Below are 24,140 nucleotides of genomic sequence, written 5' to 3'. Positions count from 1 at the left end.
GCACCCTGCGGCGCGGCGGCTTGGCTTCGTCTGCGACGGGGGTCAGAACCGCGTCACGGGCATCGCATCTTCGCCCTTGCTCGGCGCGTACTTGCCCAGTTCCCACTTCGCAATCGCATTGCGGTGCACTTCGTCCGGGCCATCGGCAAAGCGCAGCGTGCGTGCACCGGCGTAGGCATAGGCCAGCGGGAAGTCATCGCACATGCCGCCGCCGCCATGCACTTGCATGGCCCAGTCGATCACCTGGCAGGCCATGCTCGGCGCGACCACCTTGATCATCGCGATCTCGGTCTTGGCGACCTTGTTGCCGGCCACGTCCATCAGCCAGGCGGCCTTCAGCGTCAGCAGGCGCGCCATGTCGATCTTGCAGCGCGCTTCGGCGATGCGTTCCTGCGTCACGGTCTGCGAGGCCACGGTCTTGCCGAAGGCGACCCGGGAAGAGGCACGCTTGCACATGAGTTCGAGCGCGCGCTCGGCCAGGCCGATCAGGCGCATGCAGTGGTGGATCCGTCCGGGCCCGAGGCGGCCCTGGGCGATCTCGAAGCCGCGGCCTTCGCCAAGGAGGATGTTGCCCACGGGAACACGGACGTTCTCGAAATACATCTCCACGTGGCCGTGCGGCGCGTCGTCATAACCCATCACGTTGAGCGGGCGCACGATGCGGATGCCCCTGGTGTCGGCCGGCACGATGACCATGCTCTGCTGGGAATGGCGAGGCGCGTCGGGCTCCGACTTGCCCATCGTGATGAACACCTTGCAGCGCGGATCGGCGGCGCCGGAGATCCACCACTTGCGGCCGTTGATCACGTACTCGTCGCCCTGGCGCTCGATGCGGGTCGAGATGTTCGTCGCATCGCTGGAAGCCACGTCGGGCTCGGTCATGGCGAAGGCCGAGCGGATCTCGCCTTCGAGGAGCGGCTTGAGCCAACGCGCCTTGATTTCATCGGAGCCGTAGCGTGCGATGGTTTCCATGTTGCCCGTGTCGGGTGCGGAGCAATTGAAGGCTTCGCTCGCCCATGGCACCCGGCCCATGATCTCGGCCAGGGGCGCGTATTCCTGGTTGGTGAGCCCGGCGCCGTCGTAGCCCGAGGCGGCCGCGCTGTCGACTGGCAGGAACAGGTTCCACAGGCCCTGGGCCTTCGCCTTGACCTTGAGCTTCTCCACGGTCTGGAGCGCGGTCCAGCGCTTGCCAGCTGCCGTGTTGGCGGCCAGCTCGGCCGAGTACTCGGCCTCGGCGGGGTAGATGTAGTCTTCCATGAAAGCGCTGACGCGCTTTTGAAGCTCTTTGGTTTTGGCCGAGTATTCGAAGTCCATGTCGTCTCCAGGTGGGTGGGATGTCGGGCGGCCCTTGCCGCGCCGATCATGCGTTCTTGGCGAATTGCCAGGCCATTTCGGCCATCGGTCGCGCACCGCGGCCCGAGGCCACGGCTTGTTCGCTCGATGCGGTGCCGGCCTCGACCCGCTTCGCGATCCCTTGCAGGATCGCCGCGATGCGGAACATGTTGTAGGCCAGGTAGAAGTTCCAGTCCGGCGCCAGCGCCTCCGGCGTCGTGAGGCCGGTGCGGTCGCAGTAGCGCTGGATGTATTCGCTCTCCGTCGGGATGCCGAGGCTCTTCAGGTCGAGGCCGGCAACGCCGCGCGACATTGCGTGCGGGATGTGCCAGGCCATGCAGTGATAGCTGAAGTCGGCCAGCGGGTGTCCCAGCGTCGAGAGTTCCCAGTCCAGCACCGCGATCGCACGGGGCTCGGTGGCGTGGAACATGATGTTGTCCAGACGGAAATCGCCATGCACGATGGACGTCAGCTTCTCGTCGCGCGCGCTGTTCGGGATGTGGGCCGGCAGCCACTCCATCAGGCGATCCATTTCAGGGATCGGCTGCGTGATCGATGCGACGTACTGCTTGCTCCAGCGGCCGATCTGGCGTTCGAAATAGTTGCCGGGCTTGCCGTAGTCGGCCAGGCCGCGTTCGGCGAACTTCACGGTGTGCAACGCCGCGATGACGCGGTTCATCTCGTCGTAGATGGCGGCGCGCCCGGCGTTGTCCATGTCGGGCAGGGACTGGTCCCACAGAACGCGGCCGGCCATGAACTCCATCACGTAAAACGCCCGGCCGATCACGCCTTCGTCTTCGCAGAGGCAGTACATGCGTGGCACTGGAACGTCGGTCCCCGCGAGCCCGCTCATGACCTTGTACTCGCGCTCGACCGCATGCGCGGACGGCAGCAGCTTGGCAACCGGGCCCGGCTTGGCGCGCATCACGTAGCTTTGCGATGGCGTGACGAGTTTGTAGGTCGGGTTGGACTGCCCACCCTTGAACATCTCGACCGTGAGCGGCCCCTTAAAGCCGTCGAGATGCTTCTCGAGCCATGCGGTCAGCGCGTCGATGTCGACGAGATGCTGCGGGGAGACGGCACGCGTACCGATGAATTTGTCGAAGTCCTGGGTCATGTCTCTGGCTATCTCTGGATTTATTGGTCGTCGGCTTCCGAGATGCGCATCAGCGCGGCGCGGTCCAGCACCACGAGGCCGCCCGGTTCGATGCGGATCGCTTCCTCGCGCTCCATCGCCTTGAGTTCCTGATTGACGCGCTGGCGCGATGCGCCCAGCAACTGCGCCAGCTCTTCCTGCGCGAGATGCAGGCCGATGCGCATCTGGCTCCCGTCCGCAAGATTCGGCACGCCGTAGCTGCGAACCAGATGGATGAGTTGCTTGGCCAGCCGCGCGCGCAGCGGCAGTGTGTTGAGGTCTTCCACCAGGCCGAACAGCTGGCGAATGCGCCGCGCCTGCAGGCGCATCAGCGCTTCGTAGAGTTCGACGTGGTTCGACAGGATCTTCTGGAAGTCCGCACGCGCCACGCAGAGGATCGTCGTGTCGCCATGCGCGTACGCGTCGTGCGTGCGCCGGTCCCCGTCGAACATCGCCACGTCGCCGAACCAGATGCCCGGCTCGACGTAGGTCAGCGTCACCTGCTTGCCCGACACCGCCGTCGAGCTCACCCGCACCGCGCCCTTCGCGCAGGCGATCCACTGCTCCGGCGGATCGCCTCGTGCGGCGATCAGTTCGCCGTCCTTGTAGCGTTTGACGAAGGCACATCGGAGGATGTCGTGTCGCAGTGAGGGGGAAAGAGAAGAGAACCAGCGACCACTGTTGATCGCTTCACGTTCTTCGATGGTAAGAATGGGGTCGTCCATGGACTGTCCTGTCGGTGACTGAAAAGCTAGGGGTTGTCACGGGCGTGACCCGCCCCTTTATTCGTAGCGCGGCGTCTGCTTGGAGAGGAATGCGGCGATGCCGATGCCCGCGTTGACATGGTGAAGATTGCGCACGAAGTGATCGCGCTCCTGCGACAGATGCGACACCAGCGACGCGCCGCGCGCTTCGCTGAGCAGTTCCTTGATGCTGGCCAGCGCGTTCGGTGCGCGCGCATTGAGCTTCTCCGCAAGCGCGAGTGCGGCCGCCAGGGCCTGGCCGCTTTCGGTGATCTCGTTGATCAGGCCGAGCGCGTGCAGGCGCGATGCATCGAGGCGTTCGCCCAGCATCAGCCATTCGCTGGCCAACTGGCGCGGCAACGCCTTGCCGAGATGCCAGCTCAACCCGCCGTCCGGCGACAACGCGACATTGGCGTAGGAAGCGGCGAACACGGCATCGCGTGCCGAGACGACGAAGTCGCAGGCCAGCGCCAGGGAAAAGCCCGCACCGGCCGCCGCGCCTTCGACGGCCGCGATGATGGGCTTCGGGAAGGCGCGGATCGAGTCGACCCAGTTGTGCAGCGCGTCGATGCTCTCGGCCTGCACCGAAGGGTCGCGGTCGCGATTGGCCGACAGGCGCTGCAGCGAGCCGCCGGCGCAGAACCACTTGCCTTCACCGACGAGGATGACGCTGCGGATCTCGTCGCTGTTCTCGGCGCCGTTGAGCGCCTCGATGCCGGCCGCGTACATCTCTGGGCCCAGTGCGTTGCGCTGGGATGGATTGGAGAGCGTGAGCACCATGGTGCGGCCCTCGGTCGTGCTCTTCAGTTCTGCGGTCATGCGTGTCCTACTCTTCTTGATGGGTGAGGCTCAGGCCGAGGGCACCGCGCCGGCGCAACCACGGGCTCGGGCGATAGCGGGGGTCGCCGTAGACGGTCTGGAGGTTGAACAGGATCTCGAGCACATTGGTCGGGCCGTACAGGTCGCCCATGGCCAGCGGTCCTTGCGGATAGCCGAGGCCGAGTCGCACGGCCGTGTCCAGATCGGCGGGCGAACAGACGCCTTGCTGGCACATGTCGCAGGCGATGTTCACGATGGTCGCGACCACACGCTGCGTGACGAAGCCGCCGCTGTCGCGGATCACGCTGACGGCCTTGCCATCGCGCGCGAACAGCGCGTGCGCCGCATCGCGCATGTCGCGCCGGGTCGCGGGATTGGTCGCCAGCACGCGGCGCTTCGTCGCGGCGTCGTCGACCATCATGTCGATGCCGATCGTGCGGGTGGCGTCGAGGCGCTCGACGGCGGCGACGGTGGTGACGTCGAAGCCCAGTGGTGCGACCAGGATCAGGGCGGCGCTGGACGGCGTCGCACCGCTTTCGAGCTGCGCGCCCAGCGCGTGGATGAGCCGCAGCAACTCGGGCCGACGTGCCGCGCGCGGCGACACCCACACCGAGGGCGTCGCGTCGACCGTCGGCACTGGCGGCTCGGCGACCTGCTGCATTGCGCCGTCGGCGTAGCGGTAGAAACCTTCGCCCGTCTTGCGCCCCAGCGCGCCCGCGGCGAGGCGTTGCGCCGTGATCACGCTCGGTCGATAGCGCGGTTCTTCGTAGTACTGGCGATAGATCGACTCCATGACCGGATGCGAGACATCGAGCGCGGTCAGGTCGAGCAGCTCGAAAGGCCCGAGGCGGAAACCGGCCTGGTCCTTGAGGACGCGGTCGATCGTCGCGAAGTCCGCCACGCCTTCGCCGGCAATGCGAAGCGCTTCGGTGCCATAGCCACGTCCCGCGTGGTTGACGATGAAGCCGGGCGTGTCTTTCGCCTGCACGGCGCTGTGGCCCATCTGCGTGGCATAGCCCGCGAGTCGCTTGCAGACTTCCGCATCCGTCTTGAAGCCGGCCACCACCTCCACGACCTTCATCAGCGGCACGGGGTTGAAGAAGTGGAAGCCCGCCATGCGCTCCGGATGCAACATCACGGCCGCGATGGCAGTGACGGACAGCGAGGAGGTGTTGGTGACCAGTGCGGCGGTGGGCGCCACGACGGCCTCCAGTTCCTTGAAGAGCTTGCGCTTGACTTCGAGGTCTTCGACCACGGCTTCGATCACCAGGTCGCAGCCGGCGAGCGCCGCCATCGAATCGACCGCATGGATCCGCGCCGACAACGCATCGCACTGCGCTGCATCCAGCTTGCCTTTCTCCCGCAGTTTCTGCCATTGGGCGAGGATCGCTTCGCGTCCACGCGCCGCCGCGCCCTCGAAGCTGTCGAGCAGCTGGACCTGGCTTCCGGCCTGCGCAGCGATTTGCGCAATGCCGCGCCCCATGGCGCCGGCACCGATCACACCTATGTTGGAAAAGTTCACAGTCATTTGATAATTGTCTCTCTCTGAAAGATCGCCTCTGACCCTCATGTCAGAATGCGTTAACTTTTGATTGCTAATTGCAGCCCATTTTGCAGTTCCCACGCTTAGCGGCGAGCCTGTTTCTACTCGGGCTGGCCCTCGAATCCTCCGCCTTGACGATCGGCCGGCCGCTAGGGGCTGTCTGGATCGGCAAGCCGATGGACGTGGCGATCCCGCTGTCGCTGGATTCGGCCGAGGCGGGCGGCTCCCTGTGCCTCGAGGCCACCGTCCTTCAAGGCGACACCCCCATCCCCGATCGGCGTGTGACTGTATCGCTCGAGCCGGGGTCGGGTGCAGGCAATCCCACCATGCGCATCCGATCCACTGTTCCGATGGAGGAGCCGATGGTCACCGTCACGGTGCGCGCAGGTTGCGACATGAAGTCGACACGCAGCTATGTGCTGCTCGCCGACGTGCCGACCGATGTCGCACTGCCGGGCGTCGTGTCGTCCGGGGCCCGGTCTTTTTCATCGGAGGCTGCCCCGCAGGCCCCGCGGCCCGTTCCGCGCCCGGTTGCACGAAATGCGACCGGGGGCACGGGCTCCGCCGAAGGCGCGCGAACGAGGACAGCGCAACGCGCTATGGCACCGAGGGATGAAGCAACTTCGCCGGACGCCGAAGCGCCGGCGCCGCGTCGCGCTCCGGCGATCGCTGCGCCCGTCGCGCCGCGCCGTGCTGCTGCACCCAAGGCAGCCGCTGCGCCTCAGGTCGCTCCCGCAGCGCCGACAGCACAAGTCCCGGCACCCAAGCAAGAGGCGTCGGCGGGAGGCGCACGACTGCGCGTGGAGCCGCTGGAGCCCCAGGTCTCGCGGGAAGCCGGTCTCAAGACCACCACGGCACTGTCGCTGCCCGCGGTAGAGGATCCGGGGCGCCGTGCTGCTGCGGCGGCACTCTGGAACGCCATGAATCCGCAGCCCCAGGAGGCGCAGCGCGAAGCCCAGCGCGCGAAGGACATGGATGCCACGCTTGCCGCGTTGCGCGAGCAGACCGCGCAGAACCAGCGCGCGCTCCTGGAACTGCGCACCGAACTGGCCCAGGCGCGCGAAAGCCAGTTCCGCAATCCGCTCGTGTACACCCTGATCGTCCTGCTGCTGCTGGCGCTCATCGGCATGCTGCTGCTGTGGCGCCTGGCGCGGCGCCCGGCCGCACCCGCCTGGTGGGGCGAGGCGCCGCCGCCGACAGGCGAAGGTGCCCGCAAGCGCCTGCCGAAGCGGGGCGTGCTGGACGAGGAAATGGACCTGGACGGAGAGCCGGACAGGCCGGCCCCGCGGCGCAGCGCCAGCACGGGCAGGACCTTCGTGCCGACGCCGTTCGCGCCGCTCGAAGCCAGCGTTCCCGAGGACAGCGGCTTCGACGAGCCCCTGCCGCACCCGGTCCGAACCTTCGACAACGCCCCGGTGCGGCCGGTCAACACCGAAGAGCTTTTCGATGTCCAGCAGCAGTCGGACTTCTTCCTCTCGCTCGGCCAGCATGACCAGGCGATTGCCGTGCTGCGCGAGCACATCGCGGCCAATCCCGGGACCAGTGCGCTGGCTTATCTCGACCTGCTGCGCATCTTCCACTCGCTCGAGCGCAAGGACGACTACGCGCGACTGGCCGAGGAGTTCGAGCGCGCCTTCAACGCCGACGTGCCCGCCTTCGAGCACTTCACCGAAGCAGGCAAGGGGCTGGAGCACTACCGAAGCGCCCTGGCACGCATCGAATCGCAATGGCCGGCGCCAGGGACACTGGCACTGATCGAGGAACTGATCTTCCGCAAGCCTGGCGTCCACGATGAAGGCGCATTCGATCTGGCTGCGTACCAGGAACTGTTGCTCCTGTATGCCGTGGCCAAGGAAGTGATCGATCCCGACAGCGCACCGCCGGCCCCGGTGACGCCGCATTCGTTCGTCGACACCTTCGCCCACGTCGAAATGCCGACGGCGACGGCACCCCTCGAGATAGACACCCAGCCCCCGGTCATGCAGGACGGCCCGTTGCTGCCAACCTCCATCTACGGCGCGATCGATGATGGCCTGCATCACGACACGGTGATGGTTCCCGATGCCCCGGTACCGGTCCCTCCTGCGGACGAGGCACCGCCTCGCGCGAAGCCTGTCGTGGACCTGGACCTCGCGGAATTCGACAAGACGGCCTACGAGACCATGCCGACACCGATCGAATCGCCCAAGCCGGCTCCTGCGCCTTCGACCGATCCCCACGTGATCGACTTCGATCTTTTCGACCCGAGCACCGAAGCGGAAATCGCGCCGCGACCGGTCATCAAGCGCTGAGCGCAGGGGCACGGCGCTGTGCCCTGTCCACCGCCACGCTGAGCGTCAGCGCCACGAGCATCATGGCCAACCCCACCCAGTTCATCCATGCGATCGCATCATTGGCGAGGAGCCAGCCGCCAGCCCCGGCGCCGACCGCCTGTCCGATGTAGATGCCGGAGCTGTTCAGCGCCACCGAGCCGGGTGCAAGCGCGGGCGACAGCGAGACCAGTCGTGCCTGCTGGGCCGAATTGGTCGCAAAGCAGCCCAGGCCCCATGGTGTCAGCAGGAGCGCCAGCCACGCGAGCGTGACACCCAGCGGCCACAGAAGGAGGCTGAGCGCGATCAGCGACGTGGTGAGCAGCACCATGCGAGGCGCGCCGACTCGGTCGATATGCCGGCTCACGAGCATGTTGCCCACGAGTCCGCAGGCGCCGAACCAGGCCCACATGAGACCCAACTGCGTGGCATTGGCACCGAGCGACTGCTTGAGGATCGGCGCGAAGTAGCTGAACAGCACGAACTGCCCGGCGCCCTGCAATGCGGTGACCGACACCACGCCCATCAGCAGGGGACTCTTGAGCACTCGGCCCCAGGCCTCCCGCGACAGGGCCGCAGGCCGGATGCCGGTGGGGAGCTTCAGCCAGATCCAGACCGCGCTGATGACCGAGAGGGCGGCGATCAGCGCGAAGGCCGTCCGCCAGCCGAAATGGCCTCCGACCAGCGCGCCGATGGGAAGGCCCAGCACCGACGCCATGGACCATCCGAGAAAAACGAAGGTGACGGCGCGCCCGCGCTGCTGCGGCGGCACCAGCAACCCGACGCATGCGGCGGCCTGCGGTGTGAAGATCGCCGGCGCCACCACCGTGAGCATGCGAACGATCAACAGCCCGCCGAAGTTGGGCATCAGCGTCGCGACGAGATGTCCGGCGCCGTACCAGAGCATGGTGCAGGCCAGCAGGAGCCGGCGGTCCCAGCCCGCAACCACGGCGGCAAGCAGCGGCGCGCCCAGGCACATCACGACGGCACCGGCCGTGATCAACTGGCCGGCCGTGGCCGCGCTCACATTGAGCGACGTGCTGAGTTCGTTGAGCGTGCCCGGCACCACCATCACGCCGGTGCCGATCACGAAATTGCCCGCCAGCAGCGCCCACAGCGCGGCGGGCAACGCGGGCCGGGTCAACGGCGGACCTGCAGCGCGCCGGGATTGACGATGTTCGTCGGATTGCCCTTGATGAAGCTCACGACGTTGTCGAAGGCCTGACCGAAGTACAGCTCGTAGCTGTCCTGCTCCACATAGCCGATGTGCGGGGTGCAGATGCAATTCTCGAGACGGAGGAGGGCGTGGCCCTGCAGCGGCGGTTCGCTCTCGAAGACGTCGATCGCCGCCAGCCCTGGACGACCGCGGTTGAGCGCGGCGAGAAGGGCATCCTGCTCCACCAACTCGGCGCGCGACGTGTTCACGAACAGCGCTGTGGGCTTCATCCGGGAAAGATCCTCGAGCGTGACCAGGCCGCGCGTTTCCTCCGTGAGCCGCAGGTGCACCGAAAGCACATCGGCCGCGGCGAAGAACGCTTCCCGGTTCGGTGCCACCTGGAAGCCGTCGGACCGGGCCTTGGCGCAGCTCTGCTCACGACCCCAGATCACCACTTGCATCCCGAAAGCCTGGCCGTAGCGTGCGACCAGCTGGCCGATGCGTCCATAGCCCCAGATGCAGAGCGTCTTGCCCTTGAGCACCGAGCCGAGTCCGAAGTTCGGCGGCATCGATGCGGACTTGAGACCCGACTGCTGCCACGCTCCGTGCTTGAGGTTGCTGATGTACTGTGGCAGGCGACGCATCGCGGCCATGATCAGCGCCCAGGTCAGCTCCGCCGGTGCCAATGGCGACCCTGTTCCCTCGGCCACCGCGATGCCTTGTTCCGAACAGGCATTCACGTCGATGTGGCTGCCGACCCGCCCGGTCTGCGAAATGAGCCTGAGCTTGGGCAACTTCTCGATGAGCTGGCGGGAGATGTGGGTGCGCTCGCGGATCAACACGATCACGTCGGCATCCTTGAGGCGCACCGAGAGCTGCCCGATACCCTTGACCGTGTTGGTGTAGACCTTGGCGGCATACGCATCGAGCTTGGCAGCGCACTGCAGCTTGCGCACCGCATCCTGATAGTCGTCGAGGATCACAATGTTCATGGCGTGCCATTGTGCCTCGCACCACCGACAAGCTGTGCGGACGCATCATGTTGCGATTGCGCGGGAAAGCCGTCGGGGTACGTTTCGGGTGGTCGAACGGCGCTGTTCGACGGCGAACCGCTCCGGTTGGAGCCGTCAGTGCACGTGAGCGGATCGGGGTGCCGTGCCCGCTGCTTCGAGCGCAACCAGTCGATCGAGCTCGGCGCAGACGTCGGCCATCCGACCCGAAATCACCATGCGGCCCTGGTGACGGCCGGGCTGCTGCGCATCGACCATGCGCACCACCCGCAAAGGCCGCGCCGCCGCAGGCGAGCCTGTCTGTGCCGTGGAAGTCTGGCGCGCCGTGCAGCTGGGCCGGACCCCGACATAGCGCAGGCCCGACGAACTGATGCGACGAGCGCTGCGCGCAGGCATCCAGCGAGTGGCCAGCGATTGCAGGGGGGTCAACAAATCAACGATGCTGAGTAGGGCGATTCCCATGTGAACTCCAGAGGTCAGAGATTGAACACAGGCAGGATTGCTTTGATCGGCCTCGACAGGGTGATGGCACTTCGCCATACGCCCGCCACCTGTCGCGGCCGGGTGTGCGCACTGCTGAAGCCGTGCGCGCATTTCGTTCGAGGCCTACATCAGCATCGTGTTGCGGATGAGACCGACCGCCAGGCCTTCGATCTCGAAGGGCTCGCCGGGCTGGACGATGATGGTCGGATAGTCCGGGTTTTCCGCATGCAGCTCGATGACCTGCTTGTTGCGCTTGAGTCGCTTGACGGTGACTTCGTCGCCGAGCCGGGCCACGACGATCTGTCCGTTGCGGGCCTCCTTGGTGGCCTGCACCGCGAGCAGGTCGCCGTCCATGATGCCGGCGTCGCGCATGGACATGCCGCGCACCTTGAGTAGGTAGTCGGGTTGGCGCTGGAACAGCGTGTTCTCGACGTAGTAGGTCTGGTCGACATGCTCTTGCGCCAGGATGGGCGAACCGGCGGCCACACGGCCGATGAGCGGCAGTGCGAGCTGCGCCATGCCGGGCAGCGACAGCGAGAACTGGTTGTTGCGGGATTCATTCAGGGAGCGCAATGCATCGCCCTTGAGCCGGATGCCGCGCGAGGTGCCGCTCACGAGCTCGATGACGCCCTTGCGTGCCAGGGCCTGCAGATGCTCCTCGGCCGCATTGGCCGACTTGAAGCCCAGTTCGGCGGCGATCTCGGCCCGCGTGGGAGGGGCGCCGGTGCGCGCGATGGCGCTCTGGATCAAGTCCAGAATCTGCTGCTGACGGGCGGTAAGCTTGACGGCGAACTGCATGTAGGCTCCTGATGGGCACTGGGTGAATATCCAGTACCTGTATTTTTAACCAGTTTCCGAAAGTTGGCAAGTCATGGCCATAGGCAATCGAGATGGGGGGCGTCGCGTGGTCGTCCTGGGCACGGGGGGGACGATCGCGGGTCGGGCCGCTGCGGCGGATGACAACATCGGCTACACCGCCGGCGAGGTCGGCGTGGCCGAGCTGCTTGGCGGCATCGAGGCGCCGTCCGGTGTTTCATTGTTGGCCGAGCAGGTGGCGCAGGTGGACAGCAAGGACATGTCTTTCTCGATCTGGCGAGCGTTGGCGCAGCGGTGCGCCCATTGGCTCGCGGATCCCGAAGTTGCCGGCATCGTCATCACCCACGGGACCGACACGCTGGAGGAGACAGCCTACTTCCTGCAATCCGTGTTGGGGCCGTCGAAGCCGGTGGTGGTCACCTGCGCGATGCGCCCGTCCACGGCGCTGGCGCCGGACGGGCCACAAAACGTGCGCGATGCCATCGTCGTGGCGGCGACGTCCGGAGCGCGGGGTGTCGTGGCAGTTTGCGCGGGCACCGTTCACAGCGCGTTCGATGTCCAGAAGGTCCATACCTACAGGCTCGACGCCTTCGATTCGGGGGATGCGGGGCCGGTGGCATACGTTGAAGAAGGAGCGGTGCGTGTCCTGAGGGATTGGCCGGTGCCGCCGCCCGCAGCCCAACTCGCCTTCGCTCGAATGGAAGCAGTCACGTCCTGGCCGCGCGTCGAAATCCTCGTGAGCCACGCCGAGGCACGCGGCTCGATCGTCGACGCATTGCTGGAAGAGCGAAAGCGGGGCGGCGCGGACTCTGTCCAGGGGCTGGTGCTTGCCGCCACCGGCAACGGCACGTTGCACCACGCGCTCGAAGCGGCTGCGCTTCGCGCGCAGGCGGACGGGGTCACGGTCGTCCGCGCGACGCGATGCTCACAGGGGCGGATTCTGCCGAGGCAAAACGAAGTGCTGCGTGACGCGGGAGCGCTGACTCCGGTCAAGGCGCGCATCGCGCTGGTCCTTGAATGCCTGACCGGCGCACCACCCGTCTGAAAGCATGCTCGGCGCGCTGGTTGGCGCCCGCGTCTCCGCTGTCGGCTTTGCCGCGAAGGAGGAAAAGGGGATGCCGTGATGCGCGTCGATTACCTGTTCGTCGACGGCAAGGCCTATGGGCTGCGGTCCAGCCCGGCCTGATCAGCTGCCGAGTGCCGCGAGCGCGCGCTGGGTGATTTCGTCGACCGTTCCGACACCGCTGATGGCGCGGTACTTTGGTGCGGCGGCAGGTTCGGCCTTGGCCCAGTCCGAGTAGTAGGCAACCAACGGCCGCGTCTGCTGGCTGTAGACCTCGAGGCGCTTGCGCACCGTCTCTTCCTTGTCGTCTTCGCGCTGGATCAGGTCTTCACCGGTGATGTCGTCCTTGCCATCGGTCTTCGGCGGATTGAACTTCACGTGGTAGATGCGTCCCGATGCCGGGTGCGAACGCCTTCCGCTCATGCGTTCGATGATGTCCGAGAAGGGCACGTCGATTTCGAGCACGTAATCCAGCTTGACGCCGGCCGCGCGCATGGCTTCGGCCTGCGGGATGGTGCGGGGAAAGCCGTCGAAGAGGAAACCATTGGCGCAATCCGCCAGGGCGATGCGCTCCTTGACGAGATTGATGATCAGGTCGTCGCTCACCAGTGCGCCGGAAGCCATGACGGCCTGGGCCTGCAGCCCGAGCGGCGTACCGGCCTTGACGGCAGCGCGCAGCATGTCGCCGGTCGAAATCTGCGGGATGCCGTACTTCTGGCAAATGAAAGCTGCCTGCGTTCCCTTGCCCGCCCCGGGGGCGCCCAACAAAATCAGTCTCATGGTGTCCTCGGAAGGTTCTTTGATTTTCTGTCGCGCCAGGGGGCGCCCCGAGGCGCGCCACAGGGCGGATTTGCTTCGAGGATAGCACGCGCCCCCCGGGCATTCGGGACTGGGAAGACGCGAAAACTAGGGTGTGGCGAGCAGGGCTCGAACGCGGGCGAGGTCTTCCGGCGTGTCGATTCCGGGACCGGGTGCATGCGAACTGACGTGCACTGCGATCCGGTGGCCGTGCCACAGTGCGCGGAGTTGTTCCAGCGCTTCGGTCGCCTCGACGGGCGCCGGGAGCAGGGCGGGAAATCCGCGAACGAAGCTCGCACGATAGCCATAGATGCCGATGTGCCGCAGCGCCGGAGGCGAAGTTGGCACGGCCTGCGCACCCTTTTCGGTGAAGCCGTCGCGCCACCAGGGGATCGGCGCGCGACTGAAATAGAGCGCGTTGCCGTTCGCATCGAGCACCGTCTTCACGACGTTCGGGTTGTTGAACTCCTCGGGTGAATCGATGGCGTGTGCGGCCGTGCTCATGGCCGCATCCGGATGGTCCGCCAACGTTTGCGCGACGGCGTCGATCAGGGCCGCTTCGATGAGGGGTTCGTCACCTTGCACGTTGACGACGATCGCGTCGTCCGCAAGGCCGAGCTGGGTGCATGCTTCGGCGAGACGGTCGCTGCCGCTGGCGTGGTCGGTGCGCGTCAGCAGGGCCTGGACGCCGTGGGCTTGGCAGGCGGCAACGATGCGCGGATCGTCTCCGGCGACGACGACGCTTTCAGCACTGGATTCCATGGCGCGCCGAGCGACGCGCACGACCATCGGCAGCCCGGCAATGTCGGCCAGAGGCTTGTCGGGCAGCCGCGTCGAAGCAAGCCGCGCCGGAATCAGGACGGTGAAGGACGTGTTCAAAGGCCCAGCTCTTCGTCGGAAAGCGTGCGCGCCTCGGTCTCGAGCAGCACAGGAATGCCGTCGCGCACGGGGTAGGCGAGGCGAGCGCTGCGTGACGAAAGCTCCTGCTTTTCGGCGTTCCAGGTAAGCGGCCCTTTGGTCACGGGGCAGACGAGCAATTCAAGCAGCTTGGTGTCCATCGAGCGATGATAGCTTTGCGTCGAGTGCCGTGAAAAAGGCTTCGGCGGGTTCGAAAACAAGGGGCACCGCCAAGGCGTCCGGGGCCTTGCGCCACAGCTTCGCGGCGTCTTTTTCGGTGCAGAGCAGCGTGTGGCTGGCGTCCGTCGGTGAGGTCCAGCCGTCGAAATCGTCATGGTCGGGGAGCGCGATGCATCGGACGAGCTCCAGCGAGCGCTCGCGCAGCATCTGGAAGAAGGCCTCGGGCTTGGCGATGGCTGCAACGGCGATGAGTCTCCGACCGATCAGGCTATCGAGCGGGAACTGCGTCCCGTCGCGCCCCAATGCGTGATCGGCAAGCCCCTTGCGTACGGTGAAGCCATCGAAGGCTGGTCGTTCGCCGGTGTGGATCACCAGGTCGCACGAGCGCGGCCAGTGTTCGCGCAGCAGGCCGGCCGGCAGCAGCCAGCCGTTGCCGATGCCGCGGTCGTCGAAGACGCAGATCTCGATGTCGCGTGCGAGCGCGAGGTGTTGAAGTCCGTCGTCGCTGACGATGACTTGAGTGTCCGGATACCGGTCGAGGAGGGCGTAGGCCGCTTCGACTCGCCGCCGCGCGACGAAGACCGGCGCGCCTGTCGCGTGGCGGATCAGCGCCGGCTCGTCGCCAACGTCGCGCGGATCGGCACCGTCGACCACTTCGCGGCAATCGTCGGTCTTTCGCCCGTAGCCGCGCGACACGACGCCGGCCCGGATGCCGCGCGCCTGCAGGTGCCGGACGATCGCCATGACCACGGGTGTCTTTCCCGAGCCGCCGGCGATCACGTTCCCCACGACGATGACAGGCACCCGAACCCGCTCGGTCCGCAGGACACCCGACCGGTAGAGCGTGCGCCGCAAGCCGGCCAGCGCACCGAACAGTTGCGACACCGGCCACAGCAGTCGCGCCGTCATGCCGCGTTGCAGCCAGGCCTGCCGCAACGACGCCAAGGCTAGCGTCCCGCCTGCGCGGCCGACTGCGTGGCGAAGGTGATCTGCATGAGGCCGGCCCGTCGGGCCGCTTCCATCACCGTGATCACGGATTGGTGCGCCGCGTTGGCATCGGCGCTGATGATCACGACGTTGTCCTTGCTTCCGCCGGCAGCCGCCGCCAGCGCGGCAGCGACCGCTTCGACGCTGCGGTCCGGCAGCACCGTCTTGTTGATCGCGTAGCGGCCGTCGGCGGACACGGCGACGATCACTTCCTTCGGGTAGTCGCGCTGCGCCTCGACATCGGCGACCGGGAGGCGCAATTGCATCTCGGTGAACTTGCTGTAGGTGGTCGACAGCATAAGGAAGATCAGCACGACCAGCAGCACATCGATGAACGGGATCAGGTTGATCTCCGGCTCATCGCGCGACCCGTGGCGGAAATGCATTCTCATCGGCGCAGCGTGTTCAGGTGGCGGGCGAAGCGTTCGCCGGCCAGTTCGAGGTTCAGCAGGTACTCGTCGACCCGGCTGCGGAAATAGCGCCAGAAGATGAGTGCCGGAATCGCGATGATGAGGCCGAAGGCGGTGTTGTAGAGCGCGATGGAGATACCGTGCGCCAACTGCGCCGGATTGCCCGAGCCGACGGCGCCGCTGGAAGGCGACTGCGAGCCGAAGATCTCGATCATCCCGATCACGGTGCCCAGGAGCCCCAGCAAGGGCGCGGCCGAGGCGATGGTCGCCAGCGCAGGCAGGTAGCGCTCGAGCCGATGGGCCACGACGCGACCGGCGGCCTCCATCGAAACGCGGAGATCATCCTCGCTCGACATGGGATTGGTGTTGAGGGCGCGGAATCCTGCGGCCAGCACTTCGCCGAGTCCTGAATTCTTCTCGAGCTTGGTCACCACGTCCGGGCCGGGAATCGAATTGCGCGACACGGTGATGGCCTCGTCGAGCAACTTGGGAGGCAAGACTCTGGAGGTCTTCAAGCTGGTGAATCTCTCGATAACGAGCGCGAGCCCGATCACCGAACAGGCGAGCAGCGGCCAGATCGGCCAGCCCGCAGCAACTATGATGGAAAACAAGAATTCCTCCGGCCCATGGACTGCAAATGCGCGGCGATTATCCACCGAGCCGGCGCCCTCACCCGACATGTCTTTCACGTAGGCGAAGACGCACAGAAACTGTGGATAACTTTGTGATTAACACGCCGCGCAACATGTCCGGGCCCGCACCGGATGGGCGTTTCATTGCTTAGACCGAATTTTGAGCAGCACTTTTCCCAATCAAATCAACAGCTTGCACGTGGACTTGCGCCTCGGATGCCTGCCCAGTGGGCCAATCGGCGACTCAGAGCCCTCTTGTGGACGAATCACCCCCTGTTACGCGGTCCCTGCATGAACGAACGTGAGCAAACACCTGCGTCCGGAACGCGCATCTGGGCTGTGGGCGCGTTGTGCCGCGCGGTCGCGGATGCGCTGGAGGCGCGCTTCAACCCAGTCACGGTACGCGGCGAGATTTCCGGCTTTTCCCGCGCCGCAAGCGGGCACTGCTACTTCGCGCTGAAGGACGAGTTCGGACAACTCCGCTGCGCCATGTTCCGCCGCGCCGCGAGCCTGCTCGATTTCTCGCCGCGTGACGGCGACCAGGTCGAAGTGCGCGGACGGCTGGCCGTATACGAGCCGCGCGGCGATCTGCAACTGGTCGTCGAGAGCCTGCGCCGAGCGGGTCAGGGCGCGTTGTTCGAACAGTTTCTTCAGCGCAAGGCCAAGCTCGAGGCGGAAGGACTCTTCGACAGCGCTCGCAAGCGGCCGCTGCCCACCATGCCGCGCGCCATCGGGCTGGTGACTTCGCTCGGCGCCGCGGCGCTCCATGACGTCGTCACCGCGTTGCGACGTCGCGTTCCGCACATTCCGGTGGTGCTGGCACCTGCGGCCGTGCAGGGCGCCTACGCGGCGGGCGAACTCGTCGGCGCGCTGCAATCGCTGTACCTGGCGCAGCCGCTAGTCGATGTCATCTTGCTGGTTCGCGGCGGCGGCTCGATCGAGGATCTCTGGTCATTCAACGACGAACAACTGGCGCGCACCGTCGTGCAGAGTCCGGTGCCGGTGATCAGTGGCATTGGCCACGAGACCGACTTCACCATCGCCGACTTCTGCGCCGACGTGCGAGCCCCGACGCCGACCGCCGCCGCCGAACTCGTCGCGGCGCCACGGGATCTGTGGCTGGGCGCGCTCGAATTGCTCGATGAGCGGCTGCGCGAATCCATCATGGCGCGCGTCGATGCGTCGAGCCAGCGCCTCGATGTGGCGGCTGGCCGGCTCGGGCGGCCGTCGACGCTGGTGGGACGCCAGAAGCTGCGCCTTGCGCACCATGCGCAACGTCTGCACTACGCCGTCACGGCCAGGACGGGCCGTCTTGCACAGGCCCAGCAGACCCTGCAAGCCGAGTTGCCCCAGAGGTTTCGCGCGGCGCTGCTCCGACAACACGAGCGCCTCGACCGGGCAGCGCTGCGCTTGCAGTTGCTGGATCCTGCGCTGGTCCTGCAGCGCGGCTACGCGTGGCTCACGAACGCCGACGGCCACGCGGTAACAAGCGTGAACGGCGTCGCTCCCGGTGACGAGGTGCAGGCGCGCCTCGCCGATGGCGCGATCGATCTCACGGTGATCCAAGCAGGGACAAAGGGACCACGTCCGACGCCGGGCGCGTAATTCCTTTCTAGAATCGGCCATCCCACAACCAACCCGCGAGATAAAACATGGAACACGTTCTTCCGCCTCTGCCCTACCCGTTGGACGCGCTGGCACCCGAGTATTCGAAGGAAACGCTCGAATACCACTACGGCAAACACCACAATGCTTACGTCGTGAACCTGAACAACCTGCAGAAGGGCACGGAGTTCGAGAACATGACGCTCGAAGAGATCGTCAAGAAGTCCAGCGGTGGCATCTACAACAATGCAGCGCAGATCTGGAACCACACCTTCTTCTGGAACTGCATGAAGCCCGCGGGCGGCGGTGAGCCCGCCGGTGCGCTTGCCAAGGCGATCGACGCCAAGTGGGGCAACTTCGCGGCGTTCAAGGAAGCCTTCGTGAAGTCGGCCGTGGGCAACTTCGGTTCCGGCTGGACCTGGTTGGTCAAGAAGGGCGACGGCTCGGTCGACATCGTCAACACGGGCGCCGCCGGCACCCCGCTCACGACGGCCGACACGGCATTGCTGACGGTGGACGTCTGGGAACACGCCTACTACATCGACTACCGCAACCTGCGCCCGAAGTACGTCGAGACCTTCCTGGCGAAGTTGGTGAATTGGGACTTCGCCGCGAAGAACTTCGGTTGATACCAATCCTTTACTCATGAAAAAGCCGACCCGAGGGTCGGCTTTTTTCATGGCGAGCGGAAGTTCAGCGCCGGTTGGCGAAGAGTTCGCCGCCGAGCTTGCTGCCTTCCTTGATGTTCTTGTGCGCGAACCAGCCTTGATTCATTTCGAGCACGAAGCGCACCGGCTCCTTGGAGCAATGGGAATCCTCGGTCATGGGCTTCATGTCGACGAGATTCACGATCCGGCCATCGTCGGCCACGAACGCCGCCGTCAACGGCAGCAGTGTGTTCTTCATCCAGAAGCACTGGGTGGCCGGTTGCTCGAAGACGAAGATCATTCCCTCGGTCTGAGGCATCTCCTTGCGGAACATGAGGCCGATCTGGCGCTGCACCGGCGTCTGCGCGACCTGCGCGTCGATTTGATACATGCCGGCGGAGATTCGGGTGCGCTGAAGATTGCTTTGAGGCTCCTGGGCCTGCGCAATAGTCAGTAATGCGGCCGAGAGCGCTAAAAAGGTGAAAAAACGCTGGAACATGGGTCGACTTTCAGGACGGCAACACAAACAAGAATGCCCGCGGAAGCGGGCATGGCCAATTGACCGGGAAGCTTACCTCTTATTCCGGCGAATTGCTTGTTCGGTTGCCGGTGTTGGCGCAGATGGGCGCATTGGGCGGCAAGAGGACAAAAAAAAGCGTTCCGAAGAACGCCTTTTTGGGTGGCCGGATCGAACCGATCAGTTGGGCGTGCCGCCTTGCGGATTCATTTTGCGGACGTTTCCGCTCTTGTCGCGGCGGCGATCGCTGCGGGTGTTCGCGCGCGCCTGGCCGGCGGCAGTTGCCTTGTTCGAGGTCAGGCCACCGCTACCTTCGGCGGTGTTGGGCGTGTCACCACCCTGAGGACGGACTTCACCTTGTGGCTTGGAAGCGCGACGTTCGGTTGCGCGCTGCTGGGGCTTGGTGTTGGTCGGGGGGGCGGCTTCTTGCGAGGTCGAGCCGCCTTGTGCGGACGCACTAACCGAGAACAGACCTGCACCGGCTGCGATCAGGCCGGCCATCGTTACTGCGAGAACTTTGCTCATTACGGATTCCTCAATGGATATGGTTGAAAACGCCTCCCGGCCAGCAGAAGGTCAGTCAACAACGGAGCCAATATGGCCGTGGTTGACAGATACTTCAGGCTCCTCCGGTTGCGTCTAAAATTCTAAGGGTATTCAGCCGGCTGGAAACGTAATGTCTTCCAGCGTTCATTTCCCGCGGAGTCCTCGTTCTCATGTCCAGCTATCAGCACATCAAAGTCCCGGCCGAAGGCCAGAAGATCACGGTCAATGCCGACAACTCGATCAATGTGCCGGATCAGCCGATCATTCCGTTCATCGAGGGCGACGGGACCGGCTTGGACATCACGCCCGTAATGCTCAAGGTGGTCGACGCCGCCGTGGAGAAGGCCTACGGCGGCAAGCGGAAGATTCACTGGATGGAGGTCTACGCCGGCGAGAAGTCGACCAAGGTCTACGGTCCCGACGTCTGGCTTCCCGAGGAAACGCTCCACGCCGTCCGCGACTATGTCGTTTCGATCAAGGGTCCCTTGACCACGCCGGTCGGGGGCGGTATCCGTTCGCTGAATGTTGCGCTCCGCCAGGAACTCGACCTCTACGTCTGCCTGCGGCCCATACAGTATTTCGAAGGTGTGCCCAGTCCCGTGAAGGAGCCGCAGAAAACCAACATGGTGATCTTCCGCGAGAACTCGGAAGACATCTATGCAGGCATCGAATTTGAAGCGGAAAGCGACAAGGCGAAGAAGCTCATCAAGTTCCTGCAGGACGAATTCGGCGTCAAGAAGATCCGCTTCCCGAACACCTCGGGCATCGGCATCAAGCCCGTTTCGCGGGAAGGCACCGAGCGCCTGGTGCGCAAGGCGATCCAGTACGCCATCGACAACGACAAGCCCAGCGTCACGATCGTGCACAAGGGCAACATAATGAAGTTCACCGAAGGCGCATTCCGCGATTGGGCCTACGGTCTGGCGACCAAGGAATTCGGCGCCGAACTGATCGACTGGGGCCCCTGGATGCGGATCAAGAGCCCGAAATCGGGCAAAGAAATTACCGTAAAAGATTCGATCGCTGATGCATTCCTGCAACAGATCCTGCTTCGCCCGGCCGAATACAGCGTGATCGCCACGCTGAATCTCAATGGCGACTACGTGTCGGACGCTCTGGCGGCGCAAGTGGGCGGCATCGGCATCGCCCCCGGCGCGAACCTGAGCGACACGGTCGCCATGTTCGAGGCCACCCACGGCACGGCCCCGAAGTACGCCGGCAAGGACTACGTGAACCCCGGATCCGAGATTCTCTCCGCCGAAATGATGCTGCGCCACATGGGATGGACCGAGGCCGCCGACCTGGTCATCAGTTCGATGGAGAAGTCGATCGCCAGCAAGAAGGTCACCTACGACTTCGCGCGCCTGATGGAAGGCGCCACCCAGGTGAGCTGCTCAGGCTTCGGGCAGGTGATGATCGATAACATGTAATTTTCCGAAGCGTCGCCCGACGCCTCGCCGCGAATGCCCCGAGCCCACCAGGCGCCGGGGCATTTTTGTTTGCTCCCCTTGCGGATGTCGTCCGCCACGCGTACGTTGTCAGGGGGAGACAGGGCATGCAGTTTGCATGCGTCGAGCAGCACCGTTCCCTTCCCGTCCGCCTTGAATGTCACAAAGCTGCCTCCAGTTGTCCTACTACAGCAAGTGCAACTCGCGGCTGCTCTATAAAATGATTTTCATGGCTACCAGAATCCCCTCGACCCCCAAGACGCCGCCGGCCGCCAAGCCGGGGCGGGACGATGGCGATGCGGTCGTTCTCGAACGGCGGCCGCAGAAGACCGCGCCGCCCCAGATGTACCAGGTCGTGATGCTGAACGACGACTACACGCCGATGGAATTCGTCATCGTCGTGATCCAGGAGTTCTTCAACAAGGACCGGGAAACCGCCACGCAGATCATGCTCAAGATCCATCTCGACGGTCGTGGCGTGTGCGGGGTCTACTCCCGCGACATGGCGGCGACCAAGGTCAATCAGGTGATGGAAGCGGCCCATCAGGCCGGGCACCCGTTGCAATGCGTCAGTGAACCGGTTGAATAAATCGCTCTCCAACCCATCTGAGAAATTATTTACAGCAAGGCAAAAGGAAATCACATGATTGCCCAGGAACTGGAAGTCAGCTTGCACATGGCTTTTGTCGAAGCCAGGCAGCAGCGCCACGAGTTCATCACGGTGGAGCACTTGCTGCTCGCTTTGCTGGACAACCCGAGCGCCGCAGAGGTTCTGCGCGCATGCTCGGCCAACGTCGACGACCTTCGCGCGTCGCTCACCAATTTCATCAAGGACAACACGCCCCAGGTGGCGGGTACCGACGATGTCGACACCCAGCCGACGCTGGGCTTCCAGCGCGTGATCCAGCGCGCCATCATGCATGTGCAGTCCACCGGCAACGGCAAGAAGGAGGTCACCGGCGCGAACGTGCTGGTCGCCATCTTCGGTGAAAAGGACTCGCATGCCGTCTACTACCTGCATCAGCAGGGTGTGACGCGCCTCGACGTGGTGAACTTCATTGCGCACGGCATCAAGAAGAGCGATCCGCCGGAAGCCGCAAAGGGCAGCAGCGACGCGTCTTCGGGCGAAGGCGAAGAGGGCGGCGGCGAAAAGAACGAGAAGTCCTCGCCGCTCGAGCAGTTCACCCAGAACCTCAACCAGCTTGCCAAGGAAGGCAAGATCGATCCGCTCATCGGCCGCGAGTACGAGGTCGAGCGCGTGATCCAGATCCTGTGCCGCCGGCGCAAGAACAACCCGCTCCTCGTGGGTGAGGCCGGCGTCGGCAAGACGGCGATCGCCGAAGGCCTTGCATGGCGCATCACGCAGAATGACGTGCCGGAAATCCTCGCCGAGTCGAACGTCTACTCGCTCGACATGGGCGCGCTGCTGGCCGGTACCAAGTACCGCGGTGATTTCGAGCAACGCCTGAAGGGCGTCCTCAAGTCGCTCAAGGACAAGCCGAACGCGATCCTGTTCATCGACGAGATCCACACGCTGATCGGCGCCGGTGCGGCTTCGGGCGGCACGCTCGACGCATCGAACCTGCTCAAGCCGGCGCTCTCGAGCGGACAGCTCAAGTGCATCGGTGCGACCACCTTCACCGAATACCGCGGCATCTTCGAAAAGGACGCGGCCCTGTCGCGTCGCTTCCAGAAGGTGGACGTGGTCGAGCCGACGGTGCAGGAAACGGTCGACATCCTCAAGGGCCTCAAGTCGCGCTTCGAGGAGCACCATGGCGTGAAGTACGGCGTGGCCGCACTGCAGGCTGCGGCCGAGCTGAGCGCCAAGTACATCAACGACCGTCATCTGCCCGACAAGGCGATCGACGTGATCGATGAAGCCGGCGCCGCCCAGCGCATCCTTCCTGCGAACAAGCGCAAGAAGACTATCAGCAAGACCGAGGTCGAGGAAATCGTCGCCAAGATCGCGCGCATTCCCCCGGCCAACGTCTCGAACGACGACCGCGGCAAGCTGCAGACCATCGAGCGCGACCTCAAGAGCGTCGTGTTCGGCCAGGACAAGGCCCTCGAAGTGCTCGCCTCGGCGGTCAAGATGGCGCGTTCCGGTCTCGGTCGCGAGGACAAGCCGATCGGCTCGTTCCTGTTCAGCGGCCCCACGGGCGTCGGCAAGACCGAAGCAGCGAAGCAGCTCGCCTACATCATGGGCATCGAGCTGATCCGCTTCGACATGTCGGAGTACATGGAGCGCCATGCGGTGAGCCGCCTGATCGGCGCGCCTCCGGGCTACGTCGGTTTCGACCAGGGCGGTCTGCTGACCGAGGCCATCACGAAGAAGCCGCACGCGGTGCTGCTGCTCGACGAGATCGAGAAGGCGCACCCGGACATCTTCAACGTGCTGCTGCAGGTCATGGACCATGGCACGCTGACCGACAACAACGGACGCAAGGCCGACTTCCGCAACGTGATCATCGTGATGACCACCAATGCGGGTGCCGAGACCATGAACAAGGCGACCATCGGCTTCACCAACCCGCGTCAGGCGGGCGACGAGATGGCCGATATCAAGCGCCTGTTCACGCCGGAGTTCCGCAATCGTCTAGACGCGACGGTGAGCTTCAAGGCGCTCGACGAGCAGATCATCCTGCGCGTGGTGGATAAGTTCCTCCTGCAGCTCGAGACCCAGCTTGCCGAGAAGAAGGTCGATGTCACATTCACCGACGCTTTGCGCAAGCACCTCGCCAAGAAGGGCTTCGACCCGCTGATGGGTGCGCGTCCGATGCAGCGCCTCATCCAGGACACGATCCGTCGTGCCTTGGCCGACGAACTGCTCTTCGGTCGCCTGCAGGAAGGCGGTCGCCTGACCGTCGATCTGGACGACAAGGAAGAAGTGCAGCTCGACATCCAGCCGGTTGCCAAGAAGGAAGGCAAGGCGAAGCCTGAGGCCGAGGAAGCAGCGACAGGCTGATCGGCTAACCCCCAGGCTTGCCCACTTCGTGTGGCCGCCTACCCCCTTGCAGGGGGCAATACCTGCGGACCGGCCGAGCCGGATCCGCGGTATTCCTGG

At 65.0% G+C, this 24,140-nt stretch carries 24 protein-coding genes; 7 read left to right on the top strand and 17 right to left on the bottom strand.

Translation table 11 applies throughout. The annotated features are described in order from the left end of the window. Positions 1-42: 42 nt before the first annotated feature. From ACSFBL_RS15200 to ACSFBL_RS15180, 5 genes are read right to left on the bottom strand one after another with little or no spacing between them, the layout of a single operon-like run. Positions 43-1,314, bottom strand: a complete 1,272-nt coding sequence (locus tag ACSFBL_RS15200) for an acyl-CoA dehydrogenase family protein (protein ID WP_435516621.1) — start codon at positions 1,312-1,314, stop codon at positions 43-45. 46 nt (positions 1,315-1,360) lie between these two features. Beyond that, positions 1,361-2,449: a phosphotransferase gene (locus tag ACSFBL_RS15195; protein ID WP_435516620.1), complete on the bottom strand. Its 1,089-nt coding sequence runs from the start codon at positions 2,447-2,449 to the stop codon at positions 1,361-1,363. 20 nt (positions 2,450-2,469) lie between these two features. Then, on the bottom strand, positions 2,470-3,192 hold the full coding sequence (locus ACSFBL_RS15190; protein ID WP_435516619.1) for a Crp/Fnr family transcriptional regulator: 723 nt from the start codon (positions 3,190-3,192) through the stop codon (positions 2,470-2,472). 57 nt (positions 3,193-3,249) lie between these two features. Further along, the gene (locus tag ACSFBL_RS15185; RefSeq protein ID WP_435516618.1) at positions 3,250-4,029 is read right to left on the bottom strand and encodes an oxepin-CoA hydrolase, alternative type; all 780 of its coding nucleotides are present in this window, start codon (positions 4,027-4,029) and stop codon (positions 3,250-3,252) included. Positions 4,030-4,036: 7 nt separating this feature from the next. Then, a complete protein-coding gene (locus ACSFBL_RS15180) occupies positions 4,037-5,557 on the bottom strand; it encodes a 3-hydroxyacyl-CoA dehydrogenase (RefSeq protein ID WP_435516617.1) in 1,521 nt (506 codons plus the stop codon). A gap of 146 nt (positions 5,558-5,703) precedes the next feature. Between ACSFBL_RS15180 and ACSFBL_RS15175 the strand changes: the two genes are divergently transcribed. Then, positions 5,704-7,863, top strand: coding sequence for a hypothetical protein (locus ACSFBL_RS15175; protein WP_435516616.1), 2,160 nt, complete (start codon positions 5,704-5,706; stop codon positions 7,861-7,863). On the opposite strand, the gene ACSFBL_RS15170 is transcribed toward ACSFBL_RS15175, so the two are convergent. From ACSFBL_RS15170 to lexA, 4 genes are all read right to left on the bottom strand, one after another. Further along, the gene (locus ACSFBL_RS15170; protein WP_435516615.1) at positions 7,853-9,025 is read right to left on the bottom strand and encodes an MFS transporter; all 1,173 of its coding nucleotides are present in this window, start codon (positions 9,023-9,025) and stop codon (positions 7,853-7,855) included. The genes ACSFBL_RS15175 and ACSFBL_RS15170 overlap by 11 nt on opposite strands. Further along, positions 9,022-10,029, bottom strand: coding sequence for a D-2-hydroxyacid dehydrogenase family protein (locus tag ACSFBL_RS15165; protein WP_435516614.1), 1,008 nt, complete (start codon positions 10,027-10,029; stop codon positions 9,022-9,024). The genes ACSFBL_RS15170 and ACSFBL_RS15165 overlap by 4 nt, the downstream gene beginning before the upstream one ends. Before the next feature lie 135 nt (positions 10,030-10,164). After that, the gene (locus ACSFBL_RS15160) at positions 10,165-10,509 is read right to left on the bottom strand and encodes a hypothetical protein (RefSeq protein WP_435516613.1); all 345 of its coding nucleotides are present in this window, start codon (positions 10,507-10,509) and stop codon (positions 10,165-10,167) included. A 144-nt stretch (positions 10,510-10,653) separates the two neighbouring features. Then, on the bottom strand, positions 10,654-11,328 hold the full coding sequence (gene lexA, locus ACSFBL_RS15155) for a transcriptional repressor LexA (RefSeq protein ID WP_028260076.1): 675 nt from the start codon (positions 11,326-11,328) through the stop codon (positions 10,654-10,656). A gap of 73 nt (positions 11,329-11,401) precedes the next feature. Here lexA and ACSFBL_RS15150 point away from each other — a divergent pair, with 73 nt between their 5' ends. Further along, positions 11,402-12,391 carry an asparaginase gene (locus tag ACSFBL_RS15150; RefSeq protein ID WP_435516612.1) on the top strand — a complete coding sequence of 330 codons (990 nt, stop codon included), beginning with the start codon at positions 11,402-11,404 and terminating at the stop codon, positions 12,389-12,391. 141 nt (positions 12,392-12,532) lie between these two features. Here the strand turns inward: ACSFBL_RS15150 and adk are convergent, their stop codons facing one another. The 6 genes from adk to ACSFBL_RS15120 form a co-directional block, all read right to left on the bottom strand. Continuing rightward, entirely contained in the window at positions 12,533-13,189 is a 657-nt protein-coding gene (gene adk, locus ACSFBL_RS15145; protein ID WP_435516611.1) for an adenylate kinase, read from the bottom strand. Between the two features lie 126 nt (positions 13,190-13,315). Beyond that, the gene (kdsB, locus tag ACSFBL_RS15140; RefSeq protein ID WP_435516610.1) at positions 13,316-14,086 is read right to left on the bottom strand and encodes a 3-deoxy-manno-octulosonate cytidylyltransferase; all 771 of its coding nucleotides are present in this window, start codon (positions 14,084-14,086) and stop codon (positions 13,316-13,318) included. Then, complete coding sequence (locus ACSFBL_RS15135) at positions 14,083-14,265, bottom strand: Trm112 family protein (protein ID WP_286609246.1); 183 nt, start codon at positions 14,263-14,265, stop codon at positions 14,083-14,085. The genes kdsB and ACSFBL_RS15135 overlap by 4 nt, the downstream gene beginning before the upstream one ends. Beyond that, positions 14,246-15,193 carry a tetraacyldisaccharide 4'-kinase gene (lpxK, locus tag ACSFBL_RS15130; protein WP_435516609.1) on the bottom strand — a complete coding sequence of 316 codons (948 nt, stop codon included), beginning with the start codon at positions 15,191-15,193 and terminating at the stop codon, positions 14,246-14,248. The genes ACSFBL_RS15135 and lpxK overlap by 20 nt, the downstream gene beginning before the upstream one ends. 38 nt (positions 15,194-15,231) lie before the next feature. Next, positions 15,232-15,657 (bottom strand): ExbD/TolR family protein, encoded by a 426-nt coding sequence (locus ACSFBL_RS15125; protein WP_435516942.1) that lies wholly within the window; start codon positions 15,655-15,657, stop codon positions 15,232-15,234. Between the two features lie 2 nt (positions 15,658-15,659). Next, positions 15,660-16,292 (bottom strand): MotA/TolQ/ExbB proton channel family protein, encoded by a 633-nt coding sequence (locus ACSFBL_RS15120; RefSeq protein WP_435516608.1) that lies wholly within the window; start codon positions 16,290-16,292, stop codon positions 15,660-15,662. A 312-nt stretch (positions 16,293-16,604) separates the two neighbouring features. On the opposite strand from ACSFBL_RS15120, the gene xseA reads away from it, so the two are divergent. Together xseA and ACSFBL_RS15110 are read left to right on the top strand one after the other, a co-directional pair. Beyond that, a complete protein-coding gene (gene xseA / locus ACSFBL_RS15115; RefSeq protein ID WP_435516607.1) occupies positions 16,605-17,918 on the top strand; it encodes an exodeoxyribonuclease VII large subunit in 1,314 nt (437 codons plus the stop codon). Positions 17,919-17,965: 47 nt separating this feature from the next. Then, entirely contained in the window at positions 17,966-18,547 is a 582-nt protein-coding gene (locus ACSFBL_RS15110) for a superoxide dismutase (RefSeq protein WP_435516606.1), read from the top strand. 64 nt (positions 18,548-18,611) lie between these two features. Here ACSFBL_RS15110 and ACSFBL_RS15105 read toward each other — a convergent pair whose 3' ends face one another. Both ACSFBL_RS15105 and ACSFBL_RS15100 read right to left on the bottom strand, forming a co-directional pair. Further along, complete coding sequence (locus tag ACSFBL_RS15105) at positions 18,612-19,064, bottom strand: DUF192 domain-containing protein (protein ID WP_435516605.1); 453 nt, start codon at positions 19,062-19,064, stop codon at positions 18,612-18,614. A gap of 198 nt (positions 19,065-19,262) precedes the next feature. Continuing rightward, positions 19,263-19,583: a cell envelope biogenesis protein TolA gene (locus tag ACSFBL_RS15100; RefSeq protein ID WP_435516604.1), complete on the bottom strand. Its 321-nt coding sequence runs from the start codon at positions 19,581-19,583 to the stop codon at positions 19,263-19,265. A gap of 215 nt (positions 19,584-19,798) precedes the next feature. On the opposite strand from ACSFBL_RS15100, the gene icd reads away from it, so the two are divergent. The 3 genes from icd (at position 19,799) to clpA (ending at position 24,041) form a co-directional block, all read left to right on the top strand. Further along, entirely contained in the window at positions 19,799-21,058 is a 1,260-nt protein-coding gene (gene icd / locus ACSFBL_RS15095; protein WP_435516603.1) for an NADP-dependent isocitrate dehydrogenase, read from the top strand. Positions 21,059-21,305: 247 nt separating this feature from the next. Beyond that, positions 21,306-21,665, top strand: coding sequence for an ATP-dependent Clp protease adapter ClpS (gene clpS / locus ACSFBL_RS15090; protein ID WP_435516602.1), 360 nt, complete (start codon positions 21,306-21,308; stop codon positions 21,663-21,665). Positions 21,666-21,719: 54 nt separating this feature from the next. Then, on the top strand, positions 21,720-24,041 hold the full coding sequence (gene clpA, locus ACSFBL_RS15085) for an ATP-dependent Clp protease ATP-binding subunit ClpA (RefSeq protein ID WP_028250144.1): 2,322 nt from the start codon (positions 21,720-21,722) through the stop codon (positions 24,039-24,041). Positions 24,042-24,140: the final 99 nt, after the last annotated feature.

The organism is Variovorax glacialis (genome assembly GCF_051216375.1).
Classification (GTDB): Bacteria; Pseudomonadota; Gammaproteobacteria; order Burkholderiales; family Burkholderiaceae_C; genus Variovorax.
Note: the sequence above shows the minus strand (reverse complement) of the source record. Positions and strands in the feature narration are given on the sequence as shown.

What these genes read in the sequence shown, in the direction of transcription:
- ACSFBL_RS15100 (WP_435516604.1), bottom strand. Translation starts at nt 19,583, where the DNA reads ATGGCCGGCCTGATCGCAGCCGGTGCAGGTCTGTTCTCGGTTAGTGCG.
- ACSFBL_RS15110 (WP_435516606.1), top strand. Translation starts at nt 17,966, where the DNA reads ATGGAACACGTTCTTCCGCCTCTGCCCTACCCGTTGGACGCGCTGGCA.
- lexA (WP_028260076.1), bottom strand. Translation starts at nt 11,328, where the DNA reads ATGCAGTTCGCCGTCAAGCTTACCGCCCGTCAGCAGCAGATTCTGGAC.
- xseA (WP_435516607.1), top strand. Translation starts at nt 16,605, where the DNA reads ATGAACGAACGTGAGCAAACACCTGCGTCCGGAACGCGCATCTGGGCT.
- adk (WP_435516611.1), bottom strand. Translation starts at nt 13,189, where the DNA reads ATGAGACTGATTTTGTTGGGCGCCCCCGGGGCGGGCAAGGGAACGCAG.
- lpxK (WP_435516609.1), bottom strand. Translation starts at nt 15,193, where the DNA reads ATGACGGCGCGACTGCTGTGGCCGGTGTCGCAACTGTTCGGTGCGCTG.
- ACSFBL_RS15200 (WP_435516621.1), bottom strand. Translation starts at nt 1,314, where the DNA reads ATGGACTTCGAATACTCGGCCAAAACCAAAGAGCTTCAAAAGCGCGTC.
- ACSFBL_RS15105 (WP_435516605.1), bottom strand. Translation starts at nt 19,064, where the DNA reads ATGTTCCAGCGTTTTTTCACCTTTTTAGCGCTCTCGGCCGCATTACTG.
- ACSFBL_RS15150 (WP_435516612.1), top strand. Translation starts at nt 11,402, where the DNA reads ATGGCCATAGGCAATCGAGATGGGGGGCGTCGCGTGGTCGTCCTGGGC.
- ACSFBL_RS15160 (WP_435516613.1), bottom strand. Translation starts at nt 10,509, where the DNA reads ATGGGAATCGCCCTACTCAGCATCGTTGATTTGTTGACCCCCCTGCAA.
- clpS (WP_435516602.1), top strand. Translation starts at nt 21,306, where the DNA reads ATGGCTACCAGAATCCCCTCGACCCCCAAGACGCCGCCGGCCGCCAAG.
- ACSFBL_RS15125 (WP_435516942.1), bottom strand. Translation starts at nt 15,657, where the DNA reads ATGCATTTCCGCCACGGGTCGCGCGATGAGCCGGAGATCAACCTGATC.
- icd (WP_435516603.1), top strand. Translation starts at nt 19,799, where the DNA reads ATGTCCAGCTATCAGCACATCAAAGTCCCGGCCGAAGGCCAGAAGATC.
- ACSFBL_RS15165 (WP_435516614.1), bottom strand. Translation starts at nt 10,029, where the DNA reads ATGAACATTGTGATCCTCGACGACTATCAGGATGCGGTGCGCAAGCTG.
- clpA (WP_028250144.1), top strand. Translation starts at nt 21,720, where the DNA reads ATGATTGCCCAGGAACTGGAAGTCAGCTTGCACATGGCTTTTGTCGAA.
- ACSFBL_RS15180 (WP_435516617.1), bottom strand. Translation starts at nt 5,557, where the DNA reads ATGACTGTGAACTTTTCCAACATAGGTGTGATCGGTGCCGGCGCCATG.
- ACSFBL_RS15195 (WP_435516620.1), bottom strand. Translation starts at nt 2,449, where the DNA reads ATGACCCAGGACTTCGACAAATTCATCGGTACGCGTGCCGTCTCCCCG.
- ACSFBL_RS15185 (WP_435516618.1), bottom strand. Translation starts at nt 4,029, where the DNA reads ATGACCGCAGAACTGAAGAGCACGACCGAGGGCCGCACCATGGTGCTC.
- ACSFBL_RS15190 (WP_435516619.1), bottom strand. Translation starts at nt 3,192, where the DNA reads ATGGACGACCCCATTCTTACCATCGAAGAACGTGAAGCGATCAACAGT.
- ACSFBL_RS15135 (WP_286609246.1), bottom strand. Translation starts at nt 14,265, where the DNA reads ATGGACACCAAGCTGCTTGAATTGCTCGTCTGCCCCGTGACCAAAGGG.